Annotated in this window: 16 protein-coding genes; 1 reads left to right on the top strand and 15 read right to left on the bottom strand. The window is 63.7% G+C overall.

What is annotated here, in order from left to right; translation table 11 throughout:
- The 4 genes from HMPREF7215_RS08810 to HMPREF7215_RS13645 all read right to left on the bottom strand — a co-directional run.
- Nucleotides 1–419: L-threonylcarbamoyladenylate synthase (locus HMPREF7215_RS08810; RefSeq protein ID WP_009165471.1), on the bottom strand; the 419-nt coding region annotated here is incomplete at its 3' end.
- Nucleotides 406–1533, bottom strand: a complete 1128-nt coding sequence (gene tgt / locus HMPREF7215_RS08815; protein ID WP_009165472.1) for a tRNA guanosine(34) transglycosylase Tgt — start codon at nt 1531–1533, stop codon at nt 406–408. The genes HMPREF7215_RS08810 and tgt, both read right to left, overlap by 14 nt.
- The gene (locus tag HMPREF7215_RS08820) at nt 1526–2317 is read right to left on the bottom strand and encodes a TatD family hydrolase (RefSeq protein WP_009165473.1); all 792 of its coding nucleotides are present in this window, start codon (nt 2315–2317) and stop codon (nt 1526–1528) included. Before HMPREF7215_RS08820 ends, tgt begins: the two co-directional genes overlap by 8 nt.
- On the bottom strand, nt 2314–3450 hold the full coding sequence (locus tag HMPREF7215_RS13645) for an alpha/beta hydrolase (RefSeq protein WP_198004589.1): 1137 nt from the start codon (nt 3448–3450) through the stop codon (nt 2314–2316). Before HMPREF7215_RS13645 ends, HMPREF7215_RS08820 begins: the two co-directional genes overlap by 4 nt.
- On the opposite strand from HMPREF7215_RS13645, the gene HMPREF7215_RS08830 reads away from it, so the two are divergent.
- Nucleotides 3404–4453, top strand: coding sequence for an alpha/beta hydrolase (locus HMPREF7215_RS08830; protein ID WP_009165475.1), 1050 nt, complete (start codon nt 3404–3406; stop codon nt 4451–4453). The two genes, HMPREF7215_RS13645 and HMPREF7215_RS08830, sit on opposite strands and share 47 nt — an antisense overlap.
- Nucleotides 4454–4554: 101 nt before the next feature.
- Here the strand turns inward: HMPREF7215_RS08830 and HMPREF7215_RS08835 are convergent, their stop codons facing one another.
- From HMPREF7215_RS08835 to minE, 11 genes are all read right to left on the bottom strand, one after another.
- Complete coding sequence (locus HMPREF7215_RS08835; protein WP_040551050.1) at nt 4555–5385, bottom strand: pyridoxamine kinase; 831 nt, start codon at nt 5383–5385, stop codon at nt 4555–4557.
- A gap of 247 nt (nt 5386–5632) precedes the next feature.
- Nucleotides 5633–7588, bottom strand: a complete 1956-nt coding sequence (metG, locus tag HMPREF7215_RS08845) for a methionine--tRNA ligase (protein ID WP_009165477.1) — start codon at nt 7586–7588, stop codon at nt 5633–5635.
- Between the two features lie 117 nt (nt 7589–7705).
- Nucleotides 7706–8521, bottom strand: a complete 816-nt coding sequence (gene rsmI, locus HMPREF7215_RS08850; protein ID WP_009165478.1) for a 16S rRNA (cytidine(1402)-2'-O)-methyltransferase — start codon at nt 8519–8521, stop codon at nt 7706–7708.
- Between the two features lie 164 nt (nt 8522–8685).
- A complete protein-coding gene (locus HMPREF7215_RS08855; RefSeq protein ID WP_009165480.1) occupies nt 8686–9453 on the bottom strand; it encodes a tRNA1(Val) (adenine(37)-N6)-methyltransferase in 768 nt (255 codons plus the stop codon).
- A complete protein-coding gene (locus HMPREF7215_RS13850) occupies nt 9444–10274 on the bottom strand; it encodes a coiled-coil domain-containing protein (protein WP_332248893.1) in 831 nt (276 codons plus the stop codon). The genes HMPREF7215_RS08855 and HMPREF7215_RS13850 overlap by 10 nt, the downstream gene beginning before the upstream one ends.
- Nucleotides 10205–12844 carry an AAA family ATPase gene (locus HMPREF7215_RS08860; protein WP_009165482.1) on the bottom strand — a complete coding sequence of 880 codons (2640 nt, stop codon included), beginning with the start codon at nt 12842–12844 and terminating at the stop codon, nt 10205–10207. Before HMPREF7215_RS08860 ends, HMPREF7215_RS13850 begins: the two co-directional genes overlap by 70 nt.
- On the bottom strand, nt 12819–14321 hold the full coding sequence (locus HMPREF7215_RS08865) for an Rne/Rng family ribonuclease (RefSeq protein ID WP_040551041.1): 1503 nt from the start codon (nt 14319–14321) through the stop codon (nt 12819–12821). Before HMPREF7215_RS08865 ends, HMPREF7215_RS08860 begins: the two co-directional genes overlap by 26 nt.
- Nucleotides 14322–14529: 208 nt before the next feature.
- Nucleotides 14530–15141: a TIGR03936 family radical SAM-associated protein gene (locus tag HMPREF7215_RS08870; protein WP_009165484.1), complete on the bottom strand. Its 612-nt coding sequence runs from the start codon at nt 15139–15141 to the stop codon at nt 14530–14532.
- The gene (locus HMPREF7215_RS08875; RefSeq protein ID WP_009165485.1) at nt 15138–16955 is read right to left on the bottom strand and encodes a TIGR03960 family B12-binding radical SAM protein; all 1818 of its coding nucleotides are present in this window, start codon (nt 16953–16955) and stop codon (nt 15138–15140) included. Before HMPREF7215_RS08875 ends, HMPREF7215_RS08870 begins: the two co-directional genes overlap by 4 nt.
- An 83-nt stretch (nt 16956–17038) precedes the next feature.
- A complete protein-coding gene (gene rodA / locus HMPREF7215_RS08880; protein ID WP_009165486.1) occupies nt 17039–18193 on the bottom strand; it encodes a rod shape-determining protein RodA in 1155 nt (384 codons plus the stop codon).
- On the bottom strand, nt 18193–18498 hold the full coding sequence (gene minE, locus HMPREF7215_RS08885) for a cell division topological specificity factor MinE (protein WP_232205554.1): 306 nt from the start codon (nt 18496–18498) through the stop codon (nt 18193–18195). Before minE ends, rodA begins: the two co-directional genes overlap by 1 nt.
- Between the last annotated feature and the right edge of the window lie 9 nt (nt 18499–18507).

Below are 18507 nucleotides of genomic sequence, written 5' to 3' on the forward strand. Positions count from 1 at the left end.
ACGCCGCAGGCGGCGAAGAACGCCAGCGCCGCGGGATAATCGGGCATGCGGCAGCCGACGGTCGTCAGCCCGCCGCGCGCCTCTTTCGACACGCAGTCGCGAGCCGGCAGCACCAGCGTCAGCGGTCCCGGCCAGAAGCGCGCCATCAGCCGCCGCGCGCGATCGTCGACGAACGCCGCCCGCTCTACCGCTTCGGGGCTGGGAAAATGCAGGATGAGCGGATTGTCGGAAGGGCGTCCCTTGGCGGCGTAAATTTTTTTCACCGCCTCGCCGTCCAGCGCGTTGCCGCCGAGGCCGTAAACCGTCTCGGTGGGAAAGGCCACCAGCTCGCCGGCGCGGATCAGCGCCGCGGCGCGGGCGATCACCGCCGGGTCGGGGTTCCAAAAATCGACGGGGACGATATTGTCATATTTTTTCAAGGTAAGCGCCGCCTTCGTACCGCGTCATGAACTCGCGGCGGTAAGCGCCGAAGCGCCCTTCGACGATGGCCTGCCGCGCGCCGGCCGCGAGCTGGACGAGGAAATGAATGTTGTGCCACGAAAGCAGCCGCACCGCCAGGATCTCGCCGGCCTTGTAGAGGTGGCGCACGTAGGCGCGCGTGAAGTTGCGGCAGGCGTAGCAACCGCACTCGGGGTCGATGGGCGAAAAGTCTTCGGCGTAGCGCCGGTTTTTGACGTTCATCTTGCCTTCGCAGGTGAACGCGGTGCCGGTGCGGCCGTTGCGCGTCGGCAGCACGCAGTCGAACATGTCGACGCCGCGGGCGATGCCCTCGATCAGATTGGCGGGGTGCCCGACGCCCATCAGGTAGCGCGGCTTGTGCGCCGGCAGGCGCGGCATCAGGGCGTCGAGGCAACGGTACATCTCGGCGTGCGACTCGCCCACCGACAGGCCGCCGATCGCGTAGCCGGGGAAATCCATCCGCACCAGTTCGTCGGCGCAGGCGGCGCGCAGGTCGTCTAACAGCGCCCCCTGCACGATGCCGAACTGCGCCTGGTCGGCGCGGGAATGAGCGGCTTTGCAGCGCGCCGCCCAGCGCAGCGTGCGCTCCACCGCGGCCTGAGCCTGCTCGCGCGTGCAGGGCAGCTTGACGCACTGGTCGAAGCACATGGCGATGTCGCTGCCCAGCTTTTCCTGGATCTGCGTGGCCAGTTCGGGCGTCATCAGATAGCGCGTGCCGTCCAGATGCGACTGGAACTCGACGCCGTCGTCCATGACCTTGCTGATGCCCGCCAGAGAAAACACCTGAAAGCCGCCGCTGTCGGTGAGGATGGGGCGGTCCCAGTTCATGAAGCCGTGCAGCCCGCCGGCCTTGGCGATCAGATCGGGGCCGGGGCGCAGAAACAGATGGTAGGTATTCGACAGAATGATCTTCGCGCCGATCTGCTTCAGCTCGTCGGGACTCATGGCCTTGACCGTGGCCTGCGTGCCCACCGGCATGAAAACCGGCGTGGGGATCACGCCGTGCGGCGTCGTGAACTCGCCGGCGCGCGCGCCCGTCTCCGGATCCTGAGCGATCAAACGGTATTCAAACACATGCGTCTTCCTCCAGACCGAAAAATTCCATATTGTTGCGCCAGACTTGGGCGGCCAGTTCGTCCAGCGCCATGTTTTTCACTTCGGCCACCTTGCGGTAGACCAGCGGCACGCGCGACGGCTCGTTGACCGTGCCGCGGAACGGCTTGGGAGACATCCAGGGCGAATCGGTCTCGCACAGGATCGCTTGCGCCGGCAGTTCGCGCACGACGGCGCGGATGTCTTCGGCCTTGGCGAACGTGACCATGCCCGTGACGCCGATCTTCCAGCCGCGGTCGAGCGCCCTGCGCGCGTCGGCCATCGAGCCGGTGAAGCAGTGCAGCTCCGCCTTTTCCGGCGCGCGTTCCGCCGTCATCAGCGGCCAGAAATCGTCGTAAGCGTCGCGCACGTGGAACACCACGGGCCTGTTCAGCGCCCGGGCGGCTTCCAGCTGCTGCGCCAGCTTCTCGATCTGCGCGGCGCGCGGCGACAGATCGTAATAGTAGTCGAGGCCGATCTCGCCCCAGGCTTTCACTTCGGAAAGCGCGGCCATGTCCAGCAGCTCCCGCGGCAGCTCCCCCAGCGGCAGATCCTTGACTTCGTGCGGATGAATCCCGACCACGGGGAACAAACCGTACGGCTTGTGCCGACGGCAGATTTCCAGTGCCTCGGCGCTGTCGGCCAGCGTGCTGCCGATCACCGCCATGCGGACGACGCCCGCGGCCCTCGCCCGCTCCAGCACCGCGGGAATGCCGCCGCGCAGCTCCGGCGAGTTGAGATGGCAGTGGCTGTCGACGTAGTTCATGATAAAACCTCCAGCCGGGCAAGCGCTCGTTCTTCCCAGCGATGCATGAAAGCCGTTTGTTCCGGCGTATGGAACCAATGTTCTCCTGTTTCCATCACCGTCACGCGGCCGCCCGAAGCCGTCGCGAACTTTTCCACGGCGCCGCGGTCCGTCAATTCGTCACGGCCCGCCAAGAGAATTTCGCACGGTTGACGCCAGACGCGTGCCGGATGTTGCCGCGCGTATTCGTAATACAGCCATGAAAGCTCCTCCCCCGTCGCCGTGCGGATGATTTTTTCGCGGCGCAGACGCTCCTCGCTCACTCCGGCACGTTGCATCATCCTGCGGATCAAGCCGGCCATATCGAGCAGCGGCGAAACGAAAAGGGCGCCGGACAGTTTTTCGTCGGCGCAAGCCAACATGGCAAACCACGCGCCGATGCTGACCGCGCGCACAGCGACCGATGCCCACCGGCAGCGCGCCCAGCGCGTCACTCTCTCAAGTTCCGGCACAGCCTTCCAGGGGACAAGGCCGTCCCGTTCTCCACGCCGCTCGCCGTGCCCCGGCAGATCGAGCGCCGCCGTCTGCCAGCCCCGGCTCGCCGCCAGTTCCGAAAAATCGCGGCACTCTTCTTTGCAGCCGCCCCGGCCGTGGATCATCACAAACGCCTTTTCAGCCGTCTCTCCGCGGATCAAAACGGGAATGCCGTCGATCTCGAGCCGTTCTTCTTTCATACTCGCATCCATCGTTCCGTCCATTTCCTTTCGCAAGAAGCGCGACATTTTCAACAATGCCTTTTCATTGGAAATGAGTATCAAATGCCTGTCGTTCATTGTACCCCAAACGCCGTCAAACCGAAAGCGGAACGAACGACTTTCGTCCGCTTGGGGCGAAAACTCCGGCAACGTTTTTTTCTCGCGGAGAAAGCCGGCTTTATTCACATGCCATGCCTCAAATGAATCGTTTTTCATCAAATGCAGGTATTTGCTATATATCTGTCGCGTCCTTATAATGTGACCATACGCTCGAAGACGACGCGCATCGCGCGGTCCGGCGACGTACGATGCGTCCGGCGCAGGGCGCCGGCATACGAAAGGAGAAAACGTCATGAAAATCGGTAAAAAATTCTCATTGGGGGCGCCCTTCGGCGCCATGTCGCTGGCGGGGGCCGCCTTCGCGGCGGAAACGACGGCCGCCGCGCCGCAGCTTGAACAGGAATGGGACAAGGTCTTCCCCAAAAGCGAGAAGGTGGAGCATAAAAAAGTGCTCTTCAAAAACCGCTACGGAATCACTCTCGCCGCCGACATGTACATTCCCAAGGACAGCGGCGGCACAAAACTTCCCGCCCTCGCCGTCTGCGGCCCCTTCGGCGCCGTCAAGGAGCAGTCCAGCGGGCTGTACGCCCAGATCATGGCCGAACGCGGATTTCTGACCATCGCCTTCGATCCGTCCTTCACCGGCGAAAGCGGCGGCGAACCCCGCTATGTGGCTTCGCCCGACATCAACACCGAGGATTTCTCCGCAGCCGTCGATTTTCTGTCCGTTCAGGACAGCGTCGATCCGGAACGGATCGGCGTCATCGGCATCTGCGGCTGGGGCGGCATGGCGCTGAACGCGGCGGCCATGGACACCCGCATCAAGGCCACCGTGGCCTCCACCATGTACGACATGAGCCGCGTCATCGCCAACGGCTACTTCGACCAGATGGATGCGGACGGCCGCGCCGAGCTGCGTCGGCAGCTGAACGCCCAGCGCACCGAAGATTACCGGAACGGAAGCTGCGCCCTGGCCGGCGGCCTGCCCGACGTCCGCCCCGCGGAGCCGCAGTTCCTCGTCGATTATTACGATTATTACAAGACGCCGCGCGGCTATCACAAACGCTCCCTCAACAGCAACGGCGGCTGGAACGTCACGTCCGCGCTCTCCTTTCTCAACATGCCGCTCCTCGCCTACGCTTCCGAGATCCGTTCCGCCGTGCTGATCGTCCACGGCGAAAAGGCGCACTCCCGCTACTTCAGCGAGGACGCCTTCAAGAAGCTCACCGGCAGCAACAAAGAGCTCATGATCATCCCCGGCGCCAATCACACCGATCTGTACGACCGCCTCGACAAGATCCCCTTCGACGCCATCGAGGCGTTCTTCAAAAAGAATCTGTAGAAAACGCGACGCAAAAACGCCGCCCGCTCCGAAGCGCGCTTCGGAACGGGCGGCGTTTTTGCGTCGCGAGGCCAACAAAACTTCGCCGGAACGTTCCGGCGCTACTTGCACTGTTCGGTCAGCTCGCGCAGGAGCGGCTCGAACTTGACGCCGTACCAGTGCGAAGGATCCTGCGCGGTGAACCGAATGCAGTGCAGCGTGAAGTCGGCGGCGGCGACGGCCGCGTCGTAGGCGGATCTTCCGCCCGTCAGCATGCCGGCGAACACGGAGGCGAAAACGTCGCCGGTGCCGTGGCAGCCCTTCGGCAGCTTTTCGTGGCGGTAATAGCGTTTCTGCGCGCCGTCGTCCACCACGACGCCCGTCGTCGCGTCGTCGTAACTGACGCCCGTCAGCACCACGGTTTTGGCGCCGGCTTTGCGCAGCGCGGCGAGCAGGGCGTCGACGTAGCTTTCGTCGTACCGCTCGCGGTATTCCACGCCGGTGAGCAGCGCCGCCTCGGTGATGTTCGGCAGGATCAGATCGGCGGCGAAGACGAAGCGGCGCATGGCCTCCACGTACGCCGCGTCGAATCCCGGATAGAGCCGCCCGTTGTCGGCCATGGCCGGGTCGGCGATGCGCAGCCCGCCGGGCTGAAGCAGCGTGCCGTAAATTTCCTTGAGGTATTCGGTCTGCGAGGCGTTGCCCAGATAGCCGCTGTACACCGCGTCGAAACGGATTTGTTCGCGTTCCCAGTGCTCGATGATGCGCGGCATTTCCGCCGTCAGGTCGTGGAACGTGTAGCCCGTAAAGCCGCCGGTGTGCGTGGAAAGCACGGCCGACGGCAAGATCGCCGTCTCCAGCCCGCAGGCGGACAAAATCGGCAGCGCCACCGTCAGCGAGCACTGCCCGACGCAGGAAATGTCCTGCACCGTCAAAATCCTTTTGTACGACATGTTCCGTTCTCCTTTTTCCATTTTATTTCCTTCCGCCGGGAACGCAAAAAAGCACCCGGAGCTTTCCGGCGCGAAACGATCCCGAGATGCGGTTCCTATTATAGAACATGAAAAATCGCCACGCAATAATAAAATTGCATGGCGAACGCTTTTGTTTCCGCCGCGCGGCGTCAATGAATGAAAAAAGCGTCCCGAAAATCCCGCGCGGGATTTTCGGGACGCTTTTTTTCATTGAGATCGCTCAGATTCAGTGCACGCGGCTGCCCAGCGGGATGTCTTCCGCGGGGGCGAGCAGCGAGAGTTTTTCCTCGGGCGTGTGGGGCGCGCCGGAACCGGCGGCGAGGAGCATGCCGTTGCTCACGACGCCGCACATCTTGGCGGGTTTGAGGTTGGCGACGACGACGATGCGGCGGCCTTCCAGCTCTTCGGGCTTGTAAAAATCCTTGATGCTCGACACGATCACGCGCTTCTCGTAGCCGAGGTCGAGATCGAGCCTGTAGAGCGAGCGCGACTTGGGGACGGCCTCCACGTGGACGATCTGCGCGACGCGCAGCTCGATCTTGGCGAAGTCGTCGATGGAGATTTCCGGCTCGTGCTCGCCGGGGTCGGCGGCGAGGCCTTTTTTGGCGTTCGCGCGCGCTTCGGCCTGCTTCTTCCACTCGTCGAGATCGATGCGGGGATAGAGCACGCCTTCGCCGCGGCGGACGGTCGGGCGCTCTTCGCCCATGCCGCCCCAGCGATAGTCGCCGAAGCGCTGGTCTTTCACGTCGCCGGGCAGGCCGAGCTGCGCCCAGATTTTGACGGCGGTCTTGGGCATGACGGGGGCCAGCATCAGGGCGGCCAGCTTGAGCTCCTCGGCCAGCGTGGCCAGCACGGTGTCGAGACGGGCGGCCAGCGACTCGTCCTTGCCGAGCTTCCACGGCATGGTCTCGTCGATGTACTTATTGGCGCGGCCGATCATGCTCCACAGGGCCTTGAGGGCGTCGTCGAACTGATAGTTGTCCATGAAGGCGCGGTACTCGGCGAAGGCGTTCAAAGCCTGTTCCTTCACTTCCACATCGAGGGATTCGAGCGCGGCGGGCGCGGGCACGGCGCCGCCGCGGTACTTTTCGATCATGGTGACGGTGCGGCTGAGCAGATTGCCGAGGTCGTTGGCGAGGTCGGAGTTGACGCGCTGCACGAGGGCGAGTTCGGAGAAGTCGCCGTCGAAGCCGAAGGTGACCTGGCGCAGCAGAAAATAGCGGAACACGTCGGAACCGTAAAGGCCGACCATCTCGTGCGGATCGACGACGTTGCCCTTGGACTTGGACATCTTTTCGCCGTCGCGGGTCCACCAGCCGTGCGAGTATACGCACGCGGGCGGCGTCAGGCCGAGAGCGAGCAGCATGATCGGCCAGACGATGCAGTGGAAGCGGATGATGTCCTTGCCGACGAGGTGGTTGACGACGGGCCAGAACTTTTTCATCTTCGCCTCGTCGCTGCCGTAGCCGCAGGCGGTGAGATAGTTGATGAGAGCGTCGAACCAAACGTAGACGGTGTGCTTCTCGTCGCCGGGCACGGGGATGCCCCACGGCACGCTGGTGCGCGAGATGGACTGGTCTTTCATGCCCATGCGCAGGAAGCTGACCACCTCGTTGTAGCGGACTTTCGGCTTGATGGCGTCGGGGTGCGCCTCGTAGAATTCGAGCAGCCGGTCGGCGTAGGCAGAAGTGCGCAGGAAATAACTTTCCTCCTCCATCTCCTTGAGCGGGCGATGACAGTCGGGGCAGGTGTGGTTCTCGCCCTGGCTGGCCTCGGGCACGTAGGTCTCGCAGGGCACGCAGTACCAGCCCTTGTACGTCCCCTTGTAGATGTCGCCCTGATCGAGCAGTTTTTTGAAGATCTGCTGCACGACTTTGACGTGGCGCGCTTCGGTGGTGCGGATGAAGTCGTCGTTGCTGGCGTCGATGAGCGGCAGCAGGTCGCGGAAATTCTGCGCCAGCTCGTCGGTGAGCTGCTGCGGCGTCATGCCCTTCTTGGCGGCGCTTTCGCTGACTTTCTGGCCGTGTTCGTCGGTGCCGGTCAGAAAGAACACGTCGCAGCCGTCCATGCGTTTGTAGCGCGCCATGGCGTCGGCGGCGATGGTCGTATAGGCGTGCCCGATGTGGGGCACGTCGTTGACGTAATAAATCGGCGTGGTGATGTAGAAACTTTTTTCAGCCATTGCTCATGCCTCCATTGCCTGTAAAAAATGCGGCCGCCGGGGCCGCTTCGTCCCGCGACAAAAAAATTCCGCCGCGATTCCGTACGCGGCGGAATATTTTGTTATTGTAACAGATTTTCAGCGCTTCTGCTCAAGCAACCACGATTTGATTTTGTTCTTCGGCGCGCCGAAACGCTCCGCGAGCTCTTCGGCGATCCGCTTCACGGGAATCCCTTCGGCGCGCCGGCGCAGCGCCTCTTCCCGCCAGGCGCCGTCGGACGGCGCTTCGGCGACGCCGCCTTCGACGACGAGGACCAGCTCGCCTTTCACGCCCTCGGCCACCGAAGCAAGAATCTCGGACAGCGAGCCGCGGCGCGCTTCCTGATAGACTTTGCTGATCTCGCGCACGAGCGCGGCGCGGCGGTCGCCGAGCACGGCGAGGAAGTCTTCGAGCTGCTTCGCGGCCTTGTGCGGCGAGAGGTAAAAAACCATCGTGTAGGGATGGCCTTTCAGTTTTTCCAGCGCGGCGACGCGCTCGCCCTTCTGATCGGAGAGAAAGCCGACGAACGAGAACGGATGCGGCTCCAGCCCCGACAGCAGCACGGCGGGCACGAAGGCCGTCGCGCCGGGCAGAACATCGACGGGCAGCCCGGCTTCGACGGCGGCTTTCAAAATAACGTAGCCGGGGTCGGACATACCGGGCGTGCCGGCGTCGCTGATCACGGCGATTTTTTCGCCCTTGGCGAGGCGCGCCAGCAGTTCATCGACGCGGGCCTGCTCGTTGAACTTCTGGTAGCTCATCAGCGGCCGCTTGACGCCGTAACGGCTCAGCAGCAGGCCGCTATGGCGCGTGTCCTCGCAGGCGATCAGGTCGGCGGACTTGAGCTCTTCCAGCGCGCGCAGCGTGATGTCGCCCATGTTGCCGATGGGCGTCGGGATCAGGATCAGCGGCATCGTTCCAGCGTCCTTTCTTTGTCATAAAACAAAAGCAACCACGGAGACACGGAGAAAACAAAAACAATCAAACTGGCGGCGGATTTTCGGCGGGAAATTCTCCGTGTCTTCGTGGCTTGGAGAGCGTCTTCGCTTCTCGCCGCTTCGCCGCGGCAGGTTCCGTTTCACGGCAGCGGCGGGGCGGGGGCGTAGAAGCGCCGCAGCTCGGGCGTGTATTCGCCTGCCGCGTTGTAAATGAACAGCGGCGGCGGCACGGTCATGGCCGCTCCGCCGCTGCGACGCGCTTCGACGAGGAACACGGAAGCGTTTTTGCCCGGCGCGGGATGGACCATCAGCAGCTCGCGCGGCTCGAGCCTGTGCGCCCGCAGCAGCCCGAGCGTTTCGGCCAGACGCAGCGCGCGCATGACCATGTACAGGCGGCCGCCGTTTTTCAGCAGGAAGCGCGACGCCTCGCACACATCGGCGAGCGGGCACATCTCGCCCTGGCGGGCCAGACGGTTCGTTTCCGCCTCGGCGCGGCGGCCGAAGCCGGGATCTTCGTAGGGCGGGTTGACGACGACCGCGTCGAAGCTCTGGTGTTCGTACAGCCGTCGGTGTTCGCGCAGGTCGCCCGTTTCGAAGCGCGCGTTGGCGGTCAGGCCGTTGCGCGCGGCGTTTTCCCGCGCCAGCTCGATCAGCCGCGGCTGAATATCCAGCCCTTCGAAACGGCTGTGCGGGAAGCGCTTGGCCAGGATCAGCGACACGCCGCCGTGGGCGCAGCCCAGCTCGATCACGCGCTCGCCCGGGCGCGGCCGGGCGAAGCCGGCCAGCAGCACCGTGTCCATGTTGACGCGCGGCCCCACGTCGGGCTGGTGCAGGCGCAGAAATCCGTACAGGATCGCCTCGCCGTCCGCGGGCGGGGCGATTTCTTTTTTTTCGCGGTCTAATCCCATTGGTCCACCTTGACGGAAACGATCTGCGACAAACCGGGTTCGGACATGGTGACGCCGTACATCACTTCGGCGTGTTCCATGGTCTGGCGGCGGTGAGTCATGGCGATCACCTGCAGGTTCTTCGAATAATCGGCCACCATCTGCGCGAAGCGCGTCAGGTTGGCCTCGTCGAGCGCCGCGTCCACCTCATCGAGCACGGCCAGCGGCACCTTGGCCACTTCCATGGAGGCGAACAGCAGCGACAGCGCCGTCAGCGACTGCTCGCCGCCGGAAAGCTGGGCGAGGAACAGCGGCTTCTTCCCGGGCGGACGGGCGACGATCTCCACGCCGGCTTCCCAGAGGTCCATGTCTTCCTGCGCTTTCAGGTGGGCTTCGCCGCCGCCGAAAAGGCGCTGGAACAGTTCGTCGAAGCGGCGGTCGATCTTCACGAGCGCGCCGTTGAACATCGTCCCCGCCTGCCTGTCGGTATTGGCGATCAGGGCGCGCAGCTCGTCCATGCCCTGCTGCACGTCCTTGAGCTGGCCGCCGAGGAATTCGAGGCGTTCGGCCAGCGACTGATCTTCCGACAGCGCTCCCATGTTCACGTCGCCGAGTTCCTTGAGCGAGCGTTCGAGATAGCGGCAGCTGCTTTCGAGTTTGTCGGCGCTCTCGTCGCCGGGGACGAAATCCGTCGGATAGGGATACTTCTCCTCGTTGTCGGCAATCAGGCTGTCGAGGCGTTCACGAACCTTTTCGATCTCGTTGCGGGCCATCAGCTCGTCGCGGGTGAGCGAATCGAACGCGGTCTGGGCGCGCTGGCTGCGCAGCAGCTGGCGCTCCATGCGCCGCGCCGCGTCGGCGTTGTGCTTGTCCAGCTCGGCAATCTGCTCCTGCACGGCTCGTTTCTCGGCCTCGCGCCCCCCTTTTCCTTCAGCACCGATTCCTGCCGCTCGGCCAGCTCGGCCAGTTTCTGAACGATGCGGCGCGATTCCTCGTTGTTGTCGCTGAGCGCGCGGCGCAGGTCGCTCACGGCGCGCACGCTCTTTTCCAGTTCGCCCCTTTTGGCCGTCAGGCGCTCGCCGACCAGCAGTCCCTGCGTGCGCAGCTCGGCGAGGCGGGCGCTTTCGGCGTCGTCGCCGTCGGACAGCGGCAGGGCGTCGACCTCGGCGCGCGCCTGGGCGGCGCTCTCGCGCATTTTCTTCGCTTCGGCGCGGCAATGGCCGATGCGTTCCGCCGAATTGCTGTCTTCCTGGAGCAGCGCGTTCAGTTCTTCGGTCTGTTCGCGCAAGACGCGGCGCAGCGCCTCGGTCCGCGACTTCTGTTCGGCGGCGGCGGCGCGCTGTTTTTCCAGCGCTTCGCCGGCTTTCGCTTCGGCGCGCTCGGCTGCTTCGAGAGATTTGGCGATCTCCGCCTGCGCTTTTTTGTCGGCGGCGATCTGTTTTTCCGTCTCGTCGATCATGTTGCGCAACGTGATCGCGCCTGCGGAACGGGCGTTTTTGCCGCCGCTGACGGTGCCGGAAGGCGAAAAGACTTCGCCGTCGATCGTGACGATCGGGTAACGGGCCGTCGCCGCCAAGCGCGCGCCGGTATCGTAATCTTTGACGACCAGCAGGTCGCCGAGCAAATGCTCCATGGCGGGCAGCCAACGCGGATCGGGCGCGACCAGATCGATGGCCCAGCCCAGCACGCCATTTCCCGCGGGAGCTTTGCCGGCGCGGGAACTGCGGCAGCGTTCCAGCGGCAAAAACGTCGCGCGCCCGCCGCTGCGTTCTTTCAGCAGGTCGATGCCGACGCGGGCCTGCGCCATCGTGTCGACGAGCAGCCAATACTGGCGGCCCCCCAGATAGGCTTCGAGGCAGGGGGCCAGCGCGCCGTCGCAGGAAAAGCCTTCGACGGCGGGGATCGTCTCGATCTTCAGGCGCCCGAGCTTGACGGCCGAGAGCACCATCTGCACGGGGCGCGGATAAAGCCCCGCCTCGGCGCGTTGCAGCAGCGTATCGAGTTCGGCATCGGCCTTGGCGACGGAACGGCGCACGCTCTGGGCGCGGATCGCCATCTCCTGACTCTGCGCCGCCGCCTCGCCGCGCTTTTTCTCCAGCTGTTCCAGTTTGTCCTCGAGCGCTTCCAGCGCTTCGTCGGATTCGGTCATCTTCGAGACCAGGCTGTCGCGTTTGGCGCGCAGGTCTTCGAGCACGGCGGAGCGCTCGCGGCTCTGCAGCCCCAGAGTCTCGGCGCGGGTTTCCATCTGACGGGCCTCTTCGAGCAGTCCGGCTTCGCGTTCCAGAAGTTCGCGGCGTCTGCGACGCGACGCTTCGAGCGCCGCGTCGCGGGAGGCGAGACGGTCTTCCAGATCGTGGATCTGCACGTCGAGCGACGACGACTCCTGCGTCAGCCGTCCGACCTGAACGGCCAGCCCGCTGCGCTGCGCTTCTTCCTGTTTCAGTTGTTCGTCGAGACGGTCGCGCTCTTCGCTGGCGCGGCGCGCGGCGAATTCGCTCTCGCTTTTTTCCGCGTTGAGCGCCATCTCGCGGCGCAGCGCGTCGTCAAGTCGCGGCGTCAGCTCTTCCAGCCGGTCGTTCAGTTCGCCGCGGCGCCGCGCGTACTCGCTGCCCCGGGCGCGGAGGCGTTCGAGGGCGTTCTTCCACAGCGACGCCCAGCGCCCCGCCGAATCGAGCTGCGAGCCGGCCTCTTCGTGCTTTCGCTCGAGCGTTTTCAGCCGCGCCTCTTCGTTGCAGCGCCGGTAATGATACAGAACACGGCGCAGGTCTTCGAGACGTTCCTGATAGTCTTTGGCTTTGCGCGCGTTCTGGAGATCCGGCGCGATTTCCTCGCGGCGGACCCGCAGCTCGCCCATCAGCGTGTGCAGGCGCAACAGCTCGTCGCCGGATTGTTTGAGCTCGTCGAGGGCGCCGTCGCGTTTTTTGCGGTACAGGTCGATGCCGAAAAGTTCTTCCAGCTGCAGGCGGCGCTGAAACGGCTTCTGCAGAACGGCCGCGCCCACTTCGCCCTGACCGATGAAGGCCGAGCGGTCGCCTTCGAGCCGCCACTGCTGTTTGAACTGCGTCAGGTCCTGGATGCGCATGCGGACGCCGTTGACGTAAAGCGCGCCGCCCGAGGCGTCAAGATGGCGGCGGAGGCTGCCGCGGCCGCCTCCGTCGTTCAGATCGAGCGCCACGTCGGTCTCCGCCGCCTCGGAAAGGCCGGCCGACCCCTGAAAGATCAGGTCGCTCTGGCGGGTAATGCGCAGACGGGCCGCGCCACTCTCGCCGAGGACCCAGCGCAGCCCGTCAAGGATGTTACTTTTGCCGCTGCCGTTCGGCCCCACGATGGCCGTGAAGCCCGGCGCGAAAGGAAGCTCGTGCGTGCCGCCAAAGCTCTTGAAGTTTTTAAGGGTCAGTCGTTCGATAAACAACGCTGGTATCTCCTCTGCTGCGCGTCAGTTCGACGCGCGATTCTACGCTGCTCAGCGAGCCCTGCAGGTCGAGACGGAACTTTTCCAGCGGCATGTCCAGCCGCCCGCGCAAAAAAATTTTCCGACCGAACGTCTCTTCCCACGAACTCAGATAAACCTGAGCCGCATAAGCCGCCACCGATTCGTTGACGTCCACGAGCACGGCCTCGGCGCGTCCGGAAAGGAAGACCTTGCGGATGAAGCGCTTCAGCATCAGCGCCAGCGAATCTTCTTTCAGCACCCGCGAACCGGAACCGCAGAGCGGGCAGGGACGCGTCAGCACCGACCTCAGGTCGGCCCGCGCGCGCTTGCGCGTCATTTCCACCAGGCCGAGCGGCGAGATCCCATAGACCCTCACACGGCAGCGGTCCGCCGCGAAGACCTCGTCCAGTTTCGCCAGCAGCGCCTTTTTGTCCTCTTCAGGTTCCATGTCGATGAAATCGACGACGACGATGCCGCCGATGGAGCGCAGCTTCAGCTGCCAGGCGATCTCTTCGGCCGCCTCGAGATTGGTGGCCAGCACCGTCTCGCGCAGATTGCGCCCGCCGGTGTACTTGCCCGTGTTCACGTCGATCACCGTCAGCGCTTCCGTCTGATCGACGACGAGATAGGCGCCGGACTTGAGCCAGACTTTATTGTCCAGCAGCGCGTCGATCTCCTTTTCGACGTCGTAGTATTCGAACAGCGGGATGTTGCTGCGGTGAAAGCTCAGCGTCGGCGTTTTTTCCGCGGCGCGGTAGCGTTCCAGATAATCGGCGACGCGGTCGTATTCCTCCTGATTGTCGACGACGATCTGCGACACTTCCGAGCTCAGCTCGTCGCGCAGCACGCGGCCGACCAGCCCCATGTCCTTGTAGAGCAGGCAGGGCGCCGTCTGCTTGGCGGCGCTGTCCTCGATGTCGCGCCAGAGCTTTTTCAGCCGCTTCAAATCGTCGGCCAGCGCGTCGGCGTCGACGCCCTCCGACGCCGTGCGCAAAATCACGCCGTAACCGACCGTATCCAGACTGCGGATCGTTTCCTTGAGACGCATCCGCTCTTCTTCCTTGACGATGCGCTTGGACACGCCCACGTCGCGGCCGCCGGGCACGAGCACGAGATAGCGCCCGGGCAGCGAAATGCGCGCGGTCACGCGCGCCCCTTTGTTCTTGCGCGCCGTTTTGACGACCTGCACTAGCACTTCGCCGTTCTGCTGCACTTTCACGCCGCGCGCGTCGTTCAGATAGAGGAAACCGTTCCGCCCGTCGCCGAGTCCGACGAACGCGGCGTTCATTCCCGGCAGAACGCTTTCCACGCGCGCTTTGTATATTTCCCCGCTCTTCTGGCATTCCCACATCCGTTCGATGAAGAGCTCGCTCAAACGGCCGTTTTCCACGATCGCCACACGGGCTTCTTCAGGGTCGATGGTGTTCGCCAGGATGAGTATATCCGGCTGGTTCATTTCCACGCCTCCGAAAACACATGATTTTATCGACAAAACGCCTGGAACAAAAAGCCGCCGCCCGAACGCGAAGAAAACGGATGAAAAATTTGCGGGCGCGCCCCGCCGGATTTTTCGTCCGCAATGTTCCACGTGGAACATCGCGGACGAAAGCGAGGCGCCGCGAAACGTTCCCTTCCAGGAAGCGGCGGCTTTCGTTCCCAGCGATTCACAGCAGCGGCGCGATCCCGCCCGCGTCGGCGCGCCAGCGTCCCAGGCAGAGTCGGGCGATACAGACTTCCGGCCAGCCGGAGATCGCTTCGCGGGCGACCAGCGCCTTGACGAGCGCGCCGGGGCCGGTCTGCGACGGATCGTGCATGACCAGCTCGAGCCCGTCGCCGCATTCGCGCAGCGCCAGCAGAATTTCCGCGCCGAACTCTTCCGACAGGATCCGCTTCACCGCCGCCAGCTTGTCCGGATCGCGCGGGCAGAGCCAGTAAGACGCCGCGTCGAAGCACTTGTTCAGCGACATGGCGTCGGGCGCGATGTGGGCGGCGCGGAGAAATCGGAACCCCGTCGGCGCCTGGGCGTTCATCTTTTCCAGAGCTTCCTCGGGCGGGACGTTCTCTTCGAACCAGATCTCCGCCGCCTCGCAGAGCGAGATCACGCCCACGGGCAGCGCCGGTCCCATGACGATGTGCGGATGGGGCGACATGCCCTGCGTCAGGGCGACTTTCAGCCCGGCGCGGCGGGCGATGCGGCCGAAAAGCTGCGGCAGTTCCACGTGGCGCACGAAGCAGGCGAAGCCCCGCTTCTCGAAAACAACGCGGAGGCGGCTCATGCGTTCGCCGCGCTCCACTCGCAGCCGCGCCGCTCCCAGCCGCAGGCGTTGCAGCCGAAAGAACGGCAGTCGCGCGTGACTTTCGCTGCCTGCGCGCGGCGATATTCGCGCAGCAAAAACGATTTGGACACGCCCGTATCGATATGGTCCCACGGGAACGCCTCGTCCTCGGCGCGCTCCCGCTGAGCGTACCACGCCGGATCGACGCCGGCGCGGGCGAACGCTTCCATCCAGCGCTCGAGACTGAACGTCTCGCTCCAGCTGTCGAAGCGTTCGCCCAGCCGCCACGCTTCGAGGATCGCGCGGCCGACGCGACGGTCGCCGCGGGCCAGCACGCCTTCGATGAAGGACTGCTCCGATTCGTGATATTTAAAGCTGATCGCGCGCGAACGGATCTGCTTTTTCATAAAAGCGCCCTTGCGCGCCAGTTCTTCGCGCGTATTCTGCGCCGCCCACTGGAACGGAGTGTGCCCCTTCGGCACAAAGCCGGCCACGGATACGTTGATCGCCGCGCGTTTAGTGTGGCGGCGGCCGATCGAAGCGGCGCGCTCTGCCAGCTCGACGATGCCCTGCAGATCGTCGTCGGTCTCCGTCGGCAGCCCCATCATGAAGTAGAGCTTGACTTTCTGCCAGCCATGTTCGAACGCCGCGTTCAGCGCCGCGTCGAGATCGGCCTCGGTCACGCCCTTGTTGATCACGTCGCGCATACGCTGCGACCCGGCCTCGGGCGCCAGCGTCAGCCCGCCCTTTTTCATCACTTCCAGCCCGGCCGCCAAGCCGACGGAAAAATTATCCACGCGCAGGCTCGGCAGGCTGACCTTGATGCCGTCGTCATGAAGATCCGCCAGCGACTGGAGCAAGGGGCCGATCTGCGGATAATCGCAGCTGGCCAGCGAAACCAGACTGCACTCTTCCCAGCCCGTCTGACGGATCAGCGCGCGGATGCACGCGTCGATAACCTCCGGACTGCGCTCGCGGATGGGCCGGTAGATCATGCCCGCCTGACAGAAACGGCAGCCGCGCGAACAGCCGCGGAACAGCTCCACCGCCACGCGGTCGTGGATGATGCCCGAAGCGGGCACGATCATGCTCTCGGGAACGATCGCGTCCATGTCGCGGCAGATCAGGCGCTGCCGCGGCAGCGGAAATTCCGAGGCAAAATGCGTCCCCGCCTCGTCGTAAGTACACGACGTCAGCGCCGGAACGTATGTGCCGTCGAGTTCGGCCGCGGCGCGCAGCCGTTCGGCGCGCGGCCGTCCTTTCGTCTTTTTCAGCAGATCGAACAGCGGCGGATTGACGACTTCGCCGTCGCCGAGGCAGAAAATGTCGATAAAATCCGCTACAGGCTCCGGCACCAGCGCCGCCGGCCCGCCGGCCATGACGATCGGGTCGCCGTCCGCCCGGCGTGCGGCCAGCAGCGGCACGCCGCCCAGATCGAGCATGGTGAGGATGTTCGTAAAGCTCATCTCGTGCTGAAGCGTAAAGCCCAACCCGTCGAAATCTTTCAGCGCCCGCCCCGATTCGATCGACCCCAGAGGCAGCCGCGCTTTCCGCAGCGACTGTTCCATGTCGATCCACGGACAGTAGGCGCGCTCCGCGTCGACGCCGTCCATGTTTTTCGTACGGGGATAGAGCAGCTGAAAGCCAAGATAGCTCATGCCCACCTCGTACACGTCGGGAAAACAGAAGCACACGCGAAAATCGGCGTTTTCCTTCGGCTTGGTGTTCCCCCATTCGGAGCAGGCGTACCGCGACGGCCATTTCGCTCCGGCGATCAAAGGCCAGCGCGGATCGTCAAATTCTTCAAATCGCAAAATCAATCATCCTCAATCGAGTAAAGAAGCTCGCGGCGCGGCGAAGAAATCGCCGCGCCTGAATTCGCAGGTTCAGAAGCGCATCAGGAACGGCGGACGGAATACGGCGTCCGCGAATCCGGCACCGAATTTTCGCGGCGGCTGATCTCGTTCTGGGCGCCAAGCTTTACCGTTACGCCGATCGCCAGCACCGTCGCCAGCAGCGAACTGCCGCCGTAGCTCATCAGCGGCAGGGGCAGCCCCGTCACGGGCAGCAGCCCCATGCTCATGCCGACGGATTCAAAGCTGTGAAACCACAGCGACGCCGACAGCGACGCCACAAGAATCTTGACCGTCACGCTGCGCGCCCTCAGGGCGACGCGGATCATGCGCCAGAGAATGAACGACAGCAGCGCCAGCACAAAAAGCCCGCCCACCAGGCCAAACTCCTCGGCGAAAACGCTGAAGATGAAATCGGTATGCGGCTCCGGCAAAAAGCGCAGCTTGCTCTGCGCCCCCTGCATGAATCCCTTCCCGAAAAAACGCCCCGAGCCCACGGCGATGCGCGACTGGATCACGTTATATCCGGCGCCGAGAGGATCCAGCTCCGGGTTGATGAACACGAGAATGCGCTTCTTCTGATACTCCTTCAGAAACATCCAGCCCAGCGGCAGCAGCGCCGCCGCGCCGCCCATCAGCGAGAGCAGATAGCGTTTCGGAGCGCCCGCCACCAGCAGCGCCACAAAGATCATGACGCCATAGACCAGCGTGCTGCCGAGATCGGGCTGCACGAGCACCAGCAGCGCAGAGACGCCGCCAAGCGCCAGCGCTCCGGCAAAATTTTTCAGATTGTACGGCGGAAACAGAGTCAGATGATGCGCCATCACAAAGGCCAATCCCAATTTGACAAATTCCGCCGGCTGAATCTTGAAGAATCCCAAGTTGATCCATGACTGGGCGCCCTTGGCCCGATGCCCCATCGCAAACAACAGCAACAACAGCAAACAGCAGCCGCCGTAGAGCCAATAGGAAGCGTCGAGGAAAAACTCGTAATCCAACCGCAGCACGACGGCCAGCATCACGATCGCCGCGAGGCCCCAGATCAGCTGACGCCCGGCATAAAATTTTCCCAGCCCCGCGGGGCCGCCGCCGGCGCTGTAGATCGTCGCCACGCCCGTCAGGTACATCAACAAGACGGCGATCAGCAGCGGATAATCCAGCGCATGCAACGTGTTCCGCAAGGAACCATGGTTGTTCATCAAGCGTTGTTTTTCTTGGCCACCCTGCCTATGGCCGTAGAGGCCCGCTTCATGCCTTTCACAGGCACGGAAACTTCGAGCGCCACCATGTTCTCGTCGTCGTTCAGATCGATATCGATTCCTGTGTTATCAACGTCCATGTACTTGCTGATGACTTTAAGAATGTCCTCGCGGATCGCCGCCATAACCTCGGGAGAAATATCCTTGCGGTCGTGCATGAGCACGATCTGCAGACGTTTTTTGGCGTTGTCCTTGGACTTCGTCCTTTTGAAGATCCGGTTCAGAAAATCAGTCATAGATGCCATCACGATCAC

The organism is Pyramidobacter piscolens W5455, assembly GCF_000177335.1.
GTDB classification, from domain to species: Bacteria; Synergistota; Synergistia; order Synergistales; family Dethiosulfovibrionaceae; genus Pyramidobacter; species Pyramidobacter piscolens.

Excerpts from the sequence above, each read along its gene's own strand:
- HMPREF7215_RS08820 (WP_009165473.1), bottom strand. The coding sequence starts at position 2,317 with ATGAACTACGTCGACAGCCACTGCCATCTCAACTCGCCGGAGCTGCGC.
- HMPREF7215_RS08830 (WP_009165475.1), top strand. The coding sequence starts at position 3,404 with ATGAAAATCGGTAAAAAATTCTCATTGGGGGCGCCCTTCGGCGCCATG.
- HMPREF7215_RS13645 (WP_198004589.1), bottom strand. The coding sequence starts at position 3,450 with ATGGCGCCGAAGGGCGCCCCCAATGAGAATTTTTTACCGATTTTCATG.
- HMPREF7215_RS08835 (WP_040551050.1), bottom strand. The coding sequence starts at position 5,385 with ATGTCGTACAAAAGGATTTTGACGGTGCAGGACATTTCCTGCGTCGGG.
- metG (WP_009165477.1), bottom strand. The coding sequence starts at position 7,588 with ATGGCTGAAAAAAGTTTCTACATCACCACGCCGATTTATTACGTCAAC.
- rsmI (WP_009165478.1), bottom strand. The coding sequence starts at position 8,521 with ATGCCGCTGATCCTGATCCCGACGCCCATCGGCAACATGGGCGACATC.
- HMPREF7215_RS08855 (WP_009165480.1), bottom strand. The coding sequence starts at position 9,453 with ATGGGATTAGACCGCGAAAAAAAAGAAATCGCCCCGCCCGCGGACGGC.
- HMPREF7215_RS13850 (WP_332248893.1), bottom strand. The coding sequence starts at position 10,274 with ATGGAGCGCCAGCTGCTGCGCAGCCAGCGCGCCCAGACCGCGTTCGAT.
- HMPREF7215_RS08865 (WP_040551041.1), bottom strand. The coding sequence starts at position 14,321 with ATGAACCAGCCGGATATACTCATCCTGGCGAACACCATCGACCCTGAA.
- HMPREF7215_RS08870 (WP_009165484.1), bottom strand. The coding sequence starts at position 15,141 with ATGAGCCGCCTCCGCGTTGTTTTCGAGAAGCGGGGCTTCGCCTGCTTC.
- rodA (WP_009165486.1), bottom strand. The coding sequence starts at position 18,193 with ATGAACAACCATGGTTCCTTGCGGAACACGTTGCATGCGCTGGATTAT.
- minE (WP_232205554.1), bottom strand. The coding sequence starts at position 18,498 with ATGGCATCTATGACTGATTTTCTGAACCGGATCTTCAAAAGGACGAAG.